The following is a 14,275-nucleotide window of genomic DNA, read 5'->3' on the forward strand; positions in this document are numbered from 1 at the left end:
CGGCGGTTACGGCAGTAGGCCCGCCGGGGCGCCGCCGGTGCTCCTTCGGCCGCCCGTGCCGGTGCCGGTGCCGCCGGTGCCGGTGCCGCCGGTGCCGCCGGTGCCCGCGCCCGTGCGGTCGGCCCCCGTGCGGTCGGCCCCCGTGCGGTCGGCGCCGCCGGGCGCGGGGGCGTCCTGCCCGGTGCCGGGCCCGCCCGGCGGGCTCCCCGCCTCACCGGCCCGGCCCGGGTCGTTCGGGCGAAGATCGTCTGGGAGGAGGCCGTTCGGACGCAGGGTGTTGGGGCGCAGGTTGTTGGCGCCGCCCTGGCCGCCGCCCGTGCCGCCGCCGCCCGTGCCGCCGCCGCCCGTGCCGCCGCCGTCCTGGCCCGGGCCCTCCTGGCCGGTGCCGCCGGGCTGCTCCTCGTCTCCGGGCGCGCCGGGAGGCAGCCCGGGCGCCCCCGGCCCGTACGGCGGGAAGGTGGCCGAGGGGTCCATCGGGATGGCGTTGGGATCGCCGCTCGGCTGGGGCGTGGCCCTGCCGTAGTCCCAGGAGTAGTAAGGGTTCCAGGTGACCGGCTCGGGGAACTCCTTCACCGGCTTGCCCTCCATGGCGGCGCCCACGAAGGTCTTCCAGATCTCCGCGGGAAGCGTGCCACCGTACAACTCGCCGTATCCGGGGACGGTCACCGGCTTGTTGTCGTCGCGGAACATGTCGACGGCGACCGCCAGTTGCGGGACGTACCCGGAGAACCAGACCGCGGCCGACTCGTCGGTGGTGCCGGTCTTGCCCGCCGCCGGCCGGTCCCACAGCCGCGCGGCCGTGCCGGTGCCGTTCAGCACGACCTGCTCCAGCGCGTACGTCGTGTCGGCGGCGGTGTTCTCGCTGAAGGCCCGGGTGCCGGAGGGCGCGAACGTGCGCACGAGCCCGCTGCCGTCGGTGACGGACCTGATCACGTGGGCCTCGCGGTGGATCCCGCCGGCGGCGAAGGTGGCGAACCCGGAGGCCTGCTGCACGGCGCTCACCGACGCCACCCCGAGCGGCAGCGTGGCGGCCTTCGCGTGCGGGGCGAGCTGCGTCTCGGGGATGCCGGCCGCACGGGCCGCCGCGACGACCCTGTCGAGGCCGATCCGCTGCCCGAGGTCGACGAAGGCGGTGTTGACCGAGTACTGCGTGGCCTGGGCCAGCGGAATGGCCGGGCCGTAGGACCTGCCCCCGGAGTTGGGAATGCTCGCGGATCCGATCGTGATGGGCGAGTTGCCGTACACCAGCGTGTCGAGCCCGTAGCCGGCTTCGAGCGCCGCGGCCAGCGTGTAGGGCTTGAAGGTGGACCCGGCCTGGACCTTGGCGGAGAAGGCGTTGTCGTACTGGTTGGTCTCGTACCGCCCGCCGTAGAAGGCGACGACCTCGCCGGTGCCGGGGTCGACGGCCGCGAGGCCGGTGCGGACCTTCTTGGGGGTGCCTTCGGGGAGCACCGACCTGACCGCCTCGGCGGCGAGGGACATGAGCTTCTTGTCGAACGTCGTGGTGACCTTCAGGCCGCCGTGGTTGATGTCCTCGTCGGTGAAGCCCAGCCGGTTGAGCTCGGCCCGTACCTGCGCGAGCATGTAGCCGTTCTGGCCGCCCAGGGACAGCGGCGGCCGCTGCCTGGCGAGCGTCGGGAACGTCTGCGCCCCGGCCTCCTCGCGGCTGATCGCGCCGATCTCGCGCATGCCCTGGATCACCGACGCCCACCGCGCCCTGACCGCGTCGAGCGCGGGGCCGGTGGGATCGGCGAAACGGGTGGGCTGCTGGATCACGGCCGCTAGGTAGGCCCCCTCCGCCGGCGTGAGCTTCTGCACGTCCTTGTCGAAGTAGGCGCGGGAGGCGGCCTGGATGCCGTACGCCCCGCGGCCGAAGTAGATCGTGTTGAGGTAGCGCTCCAGCACCCAGTCCTTCGGCTCGGAGCGATCCACCTTGAGCGCGATCATGATCTCCTTGAGCTTGCGCCCGACAGAGCGTTCCTGGCCGAGGCCGCTGTAGTAGTTGCGGACCATCTGCTGGGTGATCGTGGAGCCGCCCTGAAGCTGCCGGCCGGTGACCGTCGACCAGAGCGCGCGCGCCGTGCCCTGCACGGAGACGCCCTGGTCCTGGTAGAAGGTGCGGTTCTCGGCGGCGATGACCGCGTCCCTGACCACCTTGGGAACCCGCGCGAGCGGCACGTTCTTGCGGTTGACGCCCTCGGTGGCGAGGACGGTCCTGCCGTCCCGGTAGTAGATCACCGACCCCTGGGCCGTCGCCAGCTCCTGGGTGCCGCCCGGAATCGGGGTCAGCGCCCACACGACGGCGAGGAACACGACCAGCCCGGCGACCGAGGTGGCGAGGCAGCCGAGCAGGACGCGCGGCAGCCGTCGGCGTCCACGGCGTCCACGGCGTTCCGGCCGTCCGCCGCCGTCCCGCGAGTCTCCACGTGCGCCGCCACCGCCCGTCCCGCCCGCCCCGGCCGCGCTGCCGTGCGCCGCCCCCGGCGCGACGGTGCTCCCCTCGCCCGGGCCCCCCTCGGCCGGGCCCCGCCCGGCTCCGCCCTTCTCGGCCGGGCCCTCCCCGGTGTTGCCCACCCTGCGACCCCCGATAAGTCCGATACCCCCGATACGCCCGCTTGTGGCCCCGTGAGCTGGGCGAATGCAACCACGGTAAACGATGACCCACGATGGTTCCGCACTCCCCGTCACCTCTGTGGAAAAGATGCCCCGCGGACAAGCACCTGTGGATAAACCGCGCCAACATGACCCCCGTGCCCCAATCAGCCGCCCGCCGCCCTTACGAGGGGAAGGGTCCGGTACGGCACCGGCGTGTCGAGCGCGATCACCGATTCGGTCCGTACGACCCCCTGCACGTCCACGATCAGGTCGATGACGCGCTGGAGGTCGGCGTTGCTCCGGGCGACCACCCGGCAGAGCATGTCTCCCCCGCCGGTGATCGTGTGGACCTCCAGCACCTCGGGGACGACCGCGAGCTGGTCGGCCACCGGCACGTGCCCCGCGACCTGCCTGATGTGCAACGTCACGAACGCGGTCACGTCGAAGCCGAGCGCGGCCGGATCGATGTCCGGGCCGTAGCCGGTGATGACCCCCTTCGCGGCCATCCGGTCGAGCCGGGCCTGCACCGTCCCCCGGGCGACGTCGAGCCTGCGGGAGCACTCCAGTACGCCGATCCTGGGCTCGGCGGCCAGCAGGGCGACGAGCCGGGCGTCGAGGTGGTCAATCGTCATGACGATATCCCCTTCACAAGCACAGAGACTGAGCAAATTGTCCACCGAATCAACTCACTGTTGCACAAATTGGCTACGCCAACCGACAGTTGTCGCATGAACGATGTCTTTCCGGTTCACGGCATGGACGCGGTGGTCTTCGCGGTCGGCAACGCGAAGCAGGCCGCCCACTACTACTCGACCGCCTTCGGGATGCGCCTGGTGGCCTACCGGGGGCCGGAGACCGGCAGCCGCGACGAGGTGGCGTACGTCCTCGTCTCGGGTTCGGCGCGCTTCGAGCTGCGCGGGGCCGTACGGGCGGGCACGCCGCTCGCGCGGCACGTGGCCGACCACGGCGACGGCGTGATCGACCTCGCGCTGGACGTGCCCGACGTGGAGGCGGCCTACCGGTACGCGCTGGGGCAGGGCGCCCGGGGGCTGGAGGAGCCCCACGTCGTGGAGGACGAGCACGGCAAGGTCGTGGTCGCGGCGATCGCGACGTACGGCGAGACCCGGCACACGCTCGTCGACCGGGCCAACTACACCGGCCCCTACCTGCCCGGATACGTGGCGGCCGAGCCCATCGCCGCGCCTCCCGCGGTGAAGAACGGGCGGTTCTTCCAGGCGGTCGACCACTGCGTCGGCAACGTCGAGCACATGGAGGAGTGGGTCGGGTTCTACGAGAAGGTCATGGGCTTCACCAAGATGGCGGAGTTCGTCGGCGACGACATCGCGACCGAGTACTCGGCGCTGATGTCCAAGGTCGTCGCGGACGGCACCCGCAAGGTCAAGTTCCCCCTGAACGAGCCGGCCGAGGGCAAGAAGAAGTCGCAGATCGAGGAGTTCCTGGAGTTCTACGGCGGCCCGGGCGTGCAGCACGTCGCGCTGGCCACCAACGACATCGTCGCGACGGTGGACGCGATGCGGCAGGCGGGCGTCGAGTTCCTCGACACGCCCGACTCCTACTACGACGACCCGGAGCTGCGCTCGCGCATCGGCGAGGTCCGCGTGCCGGTCGAGGAGCTGAAGAAGCGCCGCATCCTGGTGGACCGCGACGAGGACGGCTACCTGCTGCAGATCTTCACCAAGCCCGTCCTGGACCGCCCGACCGTGTTCTACGAGCTCATCGAGCGGCACGGCTCCCTCGGCTTCGGCAAGGGCAACTTCAAGGCCCTCTTCGAGGCCATCGAGCGCGAGCAGGAGCGCCGGGGCACCCTCTAACGCACACTTTGCGCGTGCCGGGCTTTGCCCCAAGGGCGGCGGGGTGACCATTCAGCCATGGGAACGCCGCCGCCTCCGGGAAGCCCGTACGAGGAATCCCCGTACGGGCGATCCCCGTACGGGGGACCAAGGCGTCCCTGGACGCCCCCTCCCTTCGGGCAGACGGCGCCGCGGCTCGCCGGGCGGTGGCGGCGGCTGTTCGCCGGGATCGTGGACGGCGTGATCGTCTCGCTGGTCACGGCGCCGGTCACCTGGGACGACTGGAGGGCCGCGTACGACGACGTGACGGGCGTGGTGACGAGGGTCCCGGCCGGTGACGGCCTCGTCGTCGCGGTGATCGGGTTCCTCTACTACTGGCTGCTCCAGTCGTACTGGAACGGGCAGACGGTGGGAAAGCGGCTGTTCGGCATGCGCGTCGTCCGGGAGACCGGGGAACCCGCCGGTCTCGGGCCGGTCGCGGTGCGGCAGGCGGTGATGACCGTGCTCGGCTCGCTCTGCTGCCTGGGGCTGGTCGACCTCGCGTGGATCCTGTTCGACCCCAGGAAGCAGGCCCTGCACGACAAAGCCGCCAGGACTCTCGTCGTGGACGCCTGAATCCCCTGTGAGCAGGGGAGACACCGTGACGTGGCGACACGGAGCACGCCGCCGCCTCGCGTAGAGTGACGACTCTATGCCGCTGAACCGTTCTCCAGTCATCCCGGCCATCCCGGCGATCGTCTGCGCCGTCGCCGTCGCGACCGCCACGGCCTGCGCGCCTTCCGAGAGCGCCGCCGCCTCGGCCTCGCCGGGCACGGCCACCGTCGCGGCCCCCGCGCGTACGGGCGGCACGGCGAGCACGGGAAGCACGGGCGGCACGGGAAGCACGACGGGCGCTCCCGGGATCGGGGACCCCGACTTTCCCGGCGACGGCAACGGCGGCTACGACGTCGAGCACTACGACCTCACGCTGTCCTACGATCCGGCGTCGCGGAACCTCGCGGGCAGCACGACGATCCGGGCGAAGGCCACGCAGGACCTGACCTCGTTCGACCTCGACCTGCACGGGCTCACGGTGAGCCGGGTGACGGTGGACGGCGCGGCGGCCACGTTCAGCCGGCAGGACGACGAGCTCGTGGTGACACCGGCCCGGCGGATCGCGGACGGCGGGATGTTCGCGGTGGCGGTCGACTACTCCGGCGTGCCCCGGTCGCTGCGGTCGTCGAGCCTCGGCGAGTACGGCTTCATCGCCACGCCGGACGGCGCCTTCGTCACCTGCGAGCCGAACGGCGCCAAGACGTGGTTCCCCTCCAACGACCACCCCGCCGACAAGGCGACGTACGACTTCCAGATCACCGTGCCCGCGGGGCTGACCGCGATCGCCAACGGCGAGATGTCGGGGACGCCGCGCACCACGGGGGGCAAGACCACGTTCGTCTGGCGGGAGAAGCACCCGATGGCGAGCTATCTCGCCACGATGACGACCGGGAAGTTCCAGGTGCGCACCGGCACGAGCGGCGGGGGGCTGCCGATCTACGCCGCCGTGGCCGACTCGTTCCGCGGCTCGCTCGACACCCTGATCACCCAGACCGGCAAGATCACGGACTACTGGTCGAGCGTCTTCGGGCCGTACCCCTTCTCCTCCACGGGCGGGGTGATCGACGACCACGCGGTGGGGTACGCGCTGGAGAACCAGACCAAGCCGATCTACGGCGGCTTCACGCCCGAGCCCGCCATAATCGCGCACGAACTGGCCCACCAGTGGTTCGGCGACAGCCTGAGCATCGGCCGCTGGCGTGACCTGTGGCTGAACGAGGGCTTCGCGACGTACGCCGAGTGGCTCTGGGCGGAGCACAGCGGCCAGGGCACCGCCGACGCGACCTTCCGCCGCTACTACGCGAACGAGGCGGACGCCATGTGGAGCTATCCCCCGGGCGTGGCCCGCGCCGACGACCTGTTCAACGCCGCGGTCTACACGCGCGGCGCGATGACGCTGCACGCCCTGCGCCGGGAGATCGGCGACCAGAGTTTCTTCCCGCTGCTCAGGCAGTGGACCGCCGCGCACCGGTACGGCAACGTCACGACGCCCGAGTTCGTCGCGCTGGCCGAGCGCGTCTCGGGGAAGAACCTCAAGCCGCTGTTCGACGCCTGGCTCTTCCGGCCGGGGCGCCCGGCGCCGGTCGTCTGACCCGCCCGGTCAGGGCCCAAGGGCCGCGACGACGCCCTCGCCGCCCACCTGGAGGCCGTACTCCGCGTCGATGCGGTAGCCGTGCCGCCGCAGCGCGCCGAGCACCTCGTCGCCGTGCGCGGGCCCCCGGGTCTCCAGGTGCAGCAGGACCTCGGCCTCGTCGAGGTGCAGCCGGGAGCCGAACCGCTCGTGGACCACGTCGAGCACGTTGACCCCGAGATCCGCCAGCCTGGCCAGCAGCACGGCGAGCGCGCCGGGCCGGTCGGTCAGCCGGATGCGGAAGGCGAGATAGCGGCCGGCCGCGGCCAGGCCGTGCCGCAGCACCCGGGCCAGCAGCAGCGGGTCGATGTTCCCGCCGGACAGCACGGCGACCACCGGCGGCTCGAACGCCTCGGGATGGTCGAGCAGCGCGGCCACCGCGGCCACGCCGGCCGGTTCCACCAGCAGCTTCGAGCGTTCGAGGCAGAGCAGCAGGGCCCGCGACAGCGACTCCTCCGAGACGGTGACGACGCTGTCGACGAGGTAGTGGATCAGTTCGAACGGCAGGTCGCCCGGCTGCCCGACCGCGATGCCGTCGGCCATCGTGGACGTCGGCACGACCATCACAGGGTGGCCCGCGGCCAGCGAGTCGGGATAGGCGGCGGCCCGCTCCGCCTGCACCCCCACCACCTTGATCCCCGGACGCTGGGACTTCACCGCGAGCGCGACGCCCGCCGCGAGGCCGCCGCCGCCGATCGGCAGCACGATCGTGGCCGTGCCGGGAAGCTGATCCAGGATCTCCAGGCCGACCGTGCCCTGACCGGCGACGACGTCGGGGTGGTCGAACGGGTGGATGAACACCGCCCCGGTGCGCTCCGCGTGCTCCCTGGCCGCCCGGAGGGCCTCGTCCACGGTGTGCCCGGCGAACACCACGTCCGCGCCGTACGCCCGGGTGGCCTCCACCTTCGGCAGCGGCGCGCCCTCGGGCATGTAGACCGTCGACTTGGCCCCGAGCAGGGACGAGCCGAGCGCCACCCCCTGCGCGTGGTTGCCCGCGCTGGCCGCGACCACCCCCCGGGCCCGCTCCTCCGCGGTCAGCCGCGCGATGCGCACGTACGCGCCGCGGATCTTGAACGACCCGGCCCGCTGCAGGTTCTCGCACTTGAGGTGGACCGAGCCGCCGACGGTCTCCGACAGCACCCGCGAGTGCAGCATCGGCGTCAGCGCCGCCACCTCGGACAGCATCGCGCGCGCGGCGACGACGTCGTCGTACGTCACCTGTGGGACAGCCATGCGCCCATCATCACAGGTTCCGGGGGTCATCACAGGTTCCGGGGAGACAGCGGTCGGGGGCGGAGGGCATGGGTGGGGGCATGGGTGGTGGCGTGGTTGGGGGCATGGGCGGAGGGCGTGGGTGGGGCAGGGGTGGGGCAGGGGTGGGGCAGGGGCGGAGGGCGTGTGGGTGGGGGCATGGGCGGGGGCGTCGTCACGGTCCGGGCGACCAGTACCGGTCGCCGGCGATCACCAGGGCGGCGGCGCCGACGAGGCCGGCGTCCTGACCGAGCGCGGCGGGCACGACCCGCACCCGCCGGGCGAACCCCATCCGGGTGTGCTCGCGCAGCGCCTCCTCCAGCGGCCCGAAGAGCAGGTCGCCGGCCTGGCTGAGCCCGCCGCCGATGGTCACGAGGTCGAGGTCGCAGAGGTTGACGGCCGAGGCGATCGCGATCCCGAGGGCCCGCCCGGCCCGCGTCATCGCGGCCAGCGCGATCGGGTCGCCCGCCGCCGCGTCGGCGGCCAGGCGCCGCGCGGTGGCCGTCCCCTCCTCCCGGTAAAGCTCCCCGCCCTGCCCGGACGGCTCCCCGCCGTCCCGGGACGGCTCCCCGCCCGGCTCCGAAGCCCTGCCCGGCTGTGACGGATCTCCGCCCGGGTCCTCCGGCGGTCGGGCGCGGCCGGGCGAACCGGTGGGGCCGGGCGAACCGGTGCCGCCGGGCGAACCTGTGGGGCCGGGTGACCAGCCCTGGGCGAGCGCCCAGGCGGCGAGCCCGGGGCCACGGGCGACCGCCTCCAGGCAGCCGTTGCCGCCGCAGCCGCACGGCGGTCCCCCGGGGTCGACCACGACGTGACCGACGTGACCGGCGTTGCCCGTCCCGCCGTCGACGATCCTGCCGCCGAGGATCAGGCCGCCGCCGACGCCGGTCGACACGACCATCCCGAGCATGGCCGCGCTCCCCTGTCCCGCGCCGCGCCAGTGCTCGGCCACGGCCAGACAGATCGCGTCGTTGTGGATGCGGACCGGTATGCCGGGGAACCGCGCGGCGAGCCGCTCACGCAGCGGGAAACCGCGCCAGCCGCCCATGTTGAGCGGGGAGACCTCCCCGGCGGGCCAGGTCATCGGGCCGCCGCAGCCGATCCCCACGCCCGCGACGCCCGGGGGCGGTGCCAGCCGGTCGAGCAGGCCGGTCAGGGTCTCCCACAGGGTCTCCGCGTCGCCGCCCCGGGGTGTCGCTACCCGCTGCGCGGCCACGACCCGCCCGTCCGGCTCCACCAGCCCGGCCGCGAACTTCGTGCCGCCGATGTCGACGGCCAGGGTGAGATCGCTCACGCGCCCTTCCCCACGCCGGACGGGCCGGCGGAGAAGACGAGCAGCGAGGCGGTGAACCCGTGGACGTGGTTGTGCCCGGCGACCGGCCCGACCTCCCCCGCCGCGAAGAACCCCGCGACCCCGATCGGCCCCAGCGTCTCGCGTACGGCCAGCGCGTCGTGGTCGGCGGAGTCGAACATCCCGGAGCCGCGGCCGTTGCAGGAGAACAGCAGCGCGCCGTCGGCCCTGCCGGTGTCGCGCAGATGGGCGTCGAGCAGCTCGTAGAGGTCCTCGTCGGCCGCTTCGGCATCCCTGACCTGGAACCGCACGGTCCTGCCGATCTCGACCACGTCGCCGATGGCGACCGCCTCCCGCTCGGGGTCGATGCCGATGACCCCCCGGATCAGGAAGTCGCCCCGCTCGTGGCGCTCGGCGTACTCGTCCATGGCGACGCCGATCTGTAAGCCGGTGGCGACCAGTTCGCGGTCCTCCTCGTCGAGATCGCTGACGATGTCCTCAAGGCGGGCGAGGGCGGGCTGGCCGGCGAGTTCGAGCAGCACGTTGTCCTCGGCGCGGGTGACGACCATGGTCGGGCCTATCGGCCGGCAGCCCTGGCTCACCACCGTGCTCACGTTCACCTCACCGCCGATGACCACCCCGATGGCGCCCGACTCGTGCACCTCGCCGTTGGCGAAAAGCCGGACGGACCCGCGGCCCTGCAGTCCGTTGGCCAGGCCGCCGACGACCGGCAGGCCCTCCAGCACCTCGTCGGAGTGCTCGACGAAGGCGTCGGTCGGGAAGCTGTAGGGATCGGCCAGGAGGATCGCCACCCGGTCGTCCGGAATCCGCTCGGGCAGCCCCACGACCACGAACTTGTCCTCGGTCCGCAGCGTCTCCAGCGCGAACGCGTCGATCCTGGCCCCGTCGAGGGACGCGGCCCACGCGCTGACCGCCGGGGCGAGCTCCACGCCCTGGCCGTGGCCGATCACGCCCGTCGCGCTGCATCCGATCACGTCGGCCCCGGAGGCGACGGACATCGCCCGCCGCCCCGCCCGGGCCACGTCGTCGGGGTCGTCCCCGCAGACGAAGAAACAGATCAGGTCCGGCGGACCCGACAGGCCGGCCAGCGCCTGGCGTACGGCGGTCTCGGCCGCCTCCTCCAGGTTGGCGCCCACGGCGAGACCGTCGGCGAAGCGGCTCGTCATTACCGCCATCGTCTCGCCCTCTCTTTCGCGCGACCGCTTCTCGGCGGCCGGTCGTTTCCACGATTCTCCCCACTGAACGGAGGTCAACGCGCGGTACGCCCGGTGAATCGCGCTCCTACAGCCCGATCACGGCCCGGATGAGGGGCCCGGATGACGCGACACCGCTGCCGGATCACCGGGCGGGGACGTAGGCTCGACTCCGTGCACAAATCGCCCACGCCTGCCCCCAGCACTCTGCGTGAACTGCGCGAGAGTGGACATCGACACCGGACGGTCAAGGCCGAGATCAGGGAGAACCTGCTGGCCAGGCTACGTTCCGGCGAGTCCCGGTTCCCCGGCATCGTCGGCTTCGACGAGACCGTCCTGCCGCACCTGGAGAGGGCGCTGATCGCCGGGCACGACCTCGTGCTCCTCGGTGAGCGCGGCCAGGGCAAGACCCGGCTGATCCGCACCATCACCGGCCTGCTCGACGAGTGGTCGCCCATGGTCAAGGGCTGTGAGATCAACGACCACCCGTACGCGCCCGCCTGCGTCCGGTGCCGTCGGCTGGCCGCCGCCCACGGCGACGACCTGCCGGTCGCGTGGAAGCACCGCGAGGACCGGTACGGCGAGAAGCTGGCCACCCCGGACACCTCCGTCGGCGACCTGATCGGCGACGTGGACCCCATCAAGATCGCCGAGGGCCGCACGCTCGGCGACCCGGAGACGGTGCACTACGGCCTGGTCCCCCGCACCAACAGGGGCGTCTTCTCCGTCAACGAACTGCCCGACCTGGCCGAGCGCATCCAGGTGGCGCTGCTGAACGTGCTGGAGGAGCGCGACATCCAGGTCCGCGGCTACAACCTCCGCCTCCCCCTGGACGTCCTGCTGATCGCCAGCGCCAACCCCGAGGACTACACCAACCGCGGCCGGATCATCACGCCGCTCAAGGACCGCTTCGGCGCGGAGATCCGCACGCACTATCCCCGGACGGTCGAGGACGAGCTGGTCCTGATCCGCCAGGAGGCCGACCTCGACGCCCTCGGCGCCGACCTGCCCGACCACCTCGTGGAGGTGATCGCCAGGTTCACCCGCCTCGTCCGCGAGTCGACCGCCGTCGACTCCCGCTCGGGCGTGTCGGCGCGCTTCTCGATCGCCGCGGCCGAGACCGCCGCCGCCTCCGCCGTACGGCGCGCCGCGCTGACCGGGGAGGAACGGCCGGTCACGCGGGTGTGCGACCTGCCCGGCGTGGTCCACACGCTGCGCGGCAAGGTGGAGTTCGAGGTCAGCGAGGAGGGGCGGGAGGTCGACGTGCTCTCCCACCTGCTGCGACGGGCGACCGCGGAGACCTTCCGCGGCACGCTCGGCGGGGCCGACCTCACGCCGCTGCTGGACCGGTTCGGCGAGGGCGCGCGGGTCGAGTCGGGCGATCTGGTGCCCGCCACCGAGCTGCTGCGCCGCATCGGCCGCGTCGAGGGGCTGTCGAAGATGATGGCCAGGCTCGGCATGGGCGAGGGCGACGAGTCACCCGGTCACGCCGCCGCGGCGCTGGAATTCGCCCTGGAGGGGCTGTATCTGATGCGCAGGCTGTCCAAGGACGAGACCGACGGCGGCATGGTGTACCGCACGTGAGCTACTTCTACCGGGATTACCACGACGGGCCGGATCCGCTGGCTCCGCCATACGACGTGCGCGCGGCCCTGGACGAGATGGGCGACGCCGTCCTGTCCGGCTCGACGCCGCTCGACGCGCTGCGCGACCTGCTGCGCCGGGGGCTGCCCGGCGCGCCGGACCGCCGCGGCCTGGAGGATCTGCTCCGCCAGGTGCGGCGCCGCCGCCGGGAGCTGCGGGAGGGCACCCGGCTCGACGGGACGCTGGAGCGGGCCCGCGCCCTGCTCGACAAGGCGATCGGCCAGGAGCGGGCGGAGCTCCAGGGAGAGTCCGAGGGCCGGGGGGAATCCGGGGATTCCGCGGACGACGCCCGGTTCCGTGAGGCGATGCTGGACGCGCTGCCCTCCGACACCGCCCGCGCGGTGCGGGAGCTCGCCGGCTACGACTGGCGGTCGGCCGCCGCCCGGCGGACGTTCGAGGAACTGCGCGACCTGCTGCGCAGGGAGGTCCTCGACAGCCGGTTCCGCGGCATGCGGGACGCCCTGGCGAACCCCGATCCGGCGGCGATGGAACAGGTCCGGCAGATGATGTCGGACCTCAACGACATGCTCGACCGGGATGCCCGGGGCGAGCACACCCAGGATGACTTCGACCAGTTCATGCGGAAATACGGGGACATGTTTCCCGAGAACCCGCGAAACCTGGACGAGCTGGTCGATCAGCTGGCCCGCCGCGCCGCCGCCGCCCAGCGGCTGCTGGCCTCGCTCACCCCCGAGCAGCGCGAGGAACTGGCCGGGCTGATCGACCACACGCTGGAGCAGGCCGGCCTGGCCGAGCAGATGAGCCGGCTCGGCGACGCCCTCCACGCCCGCCGCCCCGACCTCGCCTGGGGCACTCCCGAACGCGTGTCGGGCGAGCGGCCGACGGAGATGGGCGACGCCGTGACCGCCCTGCAGGAGCTGGCCGACCTCGGCGACCTGGAGAGCGCGCTGCGGCAGGACTACCCCGGCGCCCGGCTCGACGACGTCGACGAGGAGGCCGTACGCCGGGCCCTCGGCCGTTCGGCGGTGGACGACCTGGCGTCCCTGCGCCAGGTCGAGCGCGAGCTGGAGGCCCAGGGCTACCTGCGGCGTAACCGCGGCAAGCTGGAGCTCACCCCCAAGGCCGTACGGCGACTCGGCGAGACCGCCCTGCGCCGCGTGTTCTCGTCGCTGGAATCCGGCCGCCGCGGCGACCACGACCAGCGCGACGCCGGGACGGCCGGCGAGCCGACCGGGTCGACCCGGCAGTGGCGCTTCGGCGACGAGCAGCCGATCGACGTCGTCCGGACCGTCGTCAACGGCGTACGGCGGGGCGGGGGCGCCCCGGTGGCCCTGTCGGTGGACGACTTCGAGGTGGTGGAGACCGAGCGGCGCTCGGCGGCGGCCGTCTGCCTGCTGGTCGACCTGTCGTACTCGATGGCCCTGCGCGGCACCTGGGCGGCGGCCAAGCAGACCGCGCTGGCGCTCCAGGCACTGGCCGCCTCGAAGTTCCCGCAGGACGCGGTGCAGATCATCGGCTTCTCGAACTACGCGCGGGTGCTGCGGCCGGACGAGCTCGCCGGGCTCGAATGGGACACGGTGCAGGGCACCAATCTGCACCACGCGCTGCTGATCGCGGGCCGTCACCTCGACCGGCACCCCGACTTCGAGCCGGTGGTCCTCGTGGTGACCGACGGCGAGCCGACGGCGCACCTGATGCGGAACGGCGCGCCGCGGTTCGAGTGGCCGCCCTCGCAGGAGACGCTGACGCTCACGCTCGCCGAGGTCGACAAGATGACCCGGCGCCGCGCGACGATCAACGTCTTCATGCTGGCCGCCGACGACCGGCTGCGCGAGTTCGTCGACGAGGTGGCCCGGCGCAACGGCGGCCGGGTCTTCTCCGCCGGCGCGGACCGGCTCGGCGAGTACGTCGTCAGCGACTTCCTGCGCGCCCGCCGCACCCGCTGAGCGGAGCCGGACGGGGTACGCCGGGCCCGCACGGGGCACCCTGGTGGGACAAGGGCGTCACGGGGGACGGCCCCGCACCGGCACGCGGCACGCCGCGGGACCGCCGCCGGCGGGATCGATAATCGATTGCCGACCGGGTTGCAATCGGCGGACGATAGACAGGCACTCCCCGTGTTCGCGCTGGTCGTTCCACACGCCGGTGGAAGGAGCGCTCCCATGTTCGCAGCGGTCGGACTCGTCGTCCTCATGATCCTCACCGGAGTCCTCTACGAGATGTCGGTCCACAACCGCCCGCGCCGCCGGAAGTGAGCCGGCCCCGGCCCGCCCGGCATCGCGTGTGC

At 72.9% G+C, this 14,275-nt stretch carries 10 protein-coding genes; 5 read left to right on the forward strand and 5 right to left on the reverse strand.

Annotated features, from left to right (window positions below):
• Nucleotides 1–6: 6 nt before the first annotated feature.
• Entirely contained in the window at nt 7–2,574 is a 2,568-nt protein-coding gene (locus OG344_RS04210) for a transglycosylase domain-containing protein (protein ID WP_405087049.1), read from the reverse strand.
• Between the two features lie 185 nt (nt 2,575–2,759).
• Nucleotides 2,760–3,227, reverse strand: coding sequence for an Lrp/AsnC family transcriptional regulator (locus OG344_RS04215; RefSeq protein ID WP_327047930.1), 468 nt, complete (start codon nt 3,225–3,227; stop codon nt 2,760–2,762).
• A gap of 96 nt (nt 3,228–3,323) precedes the next feature.
• On the opposite strand from OG344_RS04215, the gene hppD reads away from it, so the two are divergent.
• The 3 genes from hppD (at nt 3,324) to OG344_RS04230 (ending at nt 6,591) form a co-directional block, all read left to right on the forward strand.
• On the forward strand, nt 3,324–4,427 hold the full coding sequence (gene hppD / locus OG344_RS04220; RefSeq protein ID WP_405087050.1) for a 4-hydroxyphenylpyruvate dioxygenase: 1,104 nt from the start codon (nt 3,324–3,326) through the stop codon (nt 4,425–4,427).
• Between the two features lie 57 nt (nt 4,428–4,484).
• Nucleotides 4,485–5,021 (forward strand): RDD family protein, encoded by a 537-nt coding sequence (locus OG344_RS04225; RefSeq protein WP_405087051.1) that lies wholly within the window; start codon nt 4,485–4,487, stop codon nt 5,019–5,021.
• Between the two features lie 76 nt (nt 5,022–5,097).
• Nucleotides 5,098–6,591, forward strand: coding sequence for a M1 family metallopeptidase (locus OG344_RS04230; protein ID WP_405087052.1), 1,494 nt, complete (start codon nt 5,098–5,100; stop codon nt 6,589–6,591).
• A gap of 9 nt (nt 6,592–6,600) precedes the next feature.
• On the opposite strand, the gene ilvA is transcribed toward OG344_RS04230, so the two are convergent.
• From ilvA to OG344_RS04245, 3 genes are all read right to left on the reverse strand, one after another.
• Entirely contained in the window at nt 6,601–7,863 is a 1,263-nt protein-coding gene (gene ilvA, locus OG344_RS04235; protein ID WP_405087053.1) for a threonine ammonia-lyase, read from the reverse strand.
• A 193-nt stretch (nt 7,864–8,056) separates the two neighbouring features.
• Nucleotides 8,057–9,172, reverse strand: coding sequence for an ROK family protein (locus OG344_RS04240; protein ID WP_405087054.1), 1,116 nt, complete (start codon nt 9,170–9,172; stop codon nt 8,057–8,059).
• Nucleotides 9,169–10,356 carry an FIST N-terminal domain-containing protein gene (locus OG344_RS04245; protein ID WP_327047936.1) on the reverse strand — a complete coding sequence of 396 codons (1,188 nt, stop codon included), beginning with the start codon at nt 10,354–10,356 and terminating at the stop codon, nt 9,169–9,171. Before OG344_RS04245 ends, OG344_RS04240 begins: the two co-directional genes overlap by 4 nt.
• A gap of 150 nt (nt 10,357–10,506) precedes the next feature.
• On the opposite strand from OG344_RS04245, the gene OG344_RS04250 reads away from it, so the two are divergent.
• Nucleotides 10,507–11,967, forward strand: a complete 1,461-nt coding sequence (locus OG344_RS04250) for a sigma 54-interacting transcriptional regulator (RefSeq protein WP_405087055.1) — start codon at nt 10,507–10,509, stop codon at nt 11,965–11,967.
• Complete coding sequence (locus OG344_RS04255) at nt 11,964–13,934, forward strand: hypothetical protein (protein ID WP_405087056.1); 1,971 nt, start codon at nt 11,964–11,966, stop codon at nt 13,932–13,934. The genes OG344_RS04250 and OG344_RS04255 overlap by 4 nt, the downstream gene beginning before the upstream one ends.
• Nucleotides 13,935–14,275 lie beyond the last annotated feature (341 nt).

Source organism: Microbispora sp. NBC_01389, from assembly GCF_045040095.1.
In the GTDB taxonomy this organism is placed as follows: domain Bacteria; phylum Actinomycetota; class Actinomycetes; order Streptosporangiales; family Streptosporangiaceae; genus Microbispora.

What these genes read in the sequence shown, in the direction of transcription:
- OG344_RS04245 (WP_327047936.1), bottom strand. Translation starts at nt 10,356, where the DNA reads ATGACGAGCCGCTTCGCCGACGGTCTCGCCGTGGGCGCCAACCTGGAG.
- OG344_RS04230 (WP_405087052.1), top strand. Translation starts at nt 5,098, where the DNA reads ATGCCGCTGAACCGTTCTCCAGTCATCCCGGCCATCCCGGCGATCGTC.
- OG344_RS04225 (WP_405087051.1), top strand. Translation starts at nt 4,485, where the DNA reads ATGGGAACGCCGCCGCCTCCGGGAAGCCCGTACGAGGAATCCCCGTAC.
- hppD (WP_405087050.1), top strand. Translation starts at nt 3,324, where the DNA reads ATGAACGATGTCTTTCCGGTTCACGGCATGGACGCGGTGGTCTTCGCG.
- OG344_RS04250 (WP_405087055.1), top strand. Translation starts at nt 10,507, where the DNA reads ATGACGCGACACCGCTGCCGGATCACCGGGCGGGGACGTAGGCTCGAC.
- OG344_RS04215 (WP_327047930.1), bottom strand. Translation starts at nt 3,227, where the DNA reads ATGACGATTGACCACCTCGACGCCCGGCTCGTCGCCCTGCTGGCCGCC.
- ilvA (WP_405087053.1), bottom strand. Translation starts at nt 7,863, where the DNA reads ATGGCTGTCCCACAGGTGACGTACGACGACGTCGTCGCCGCGCGCGCG.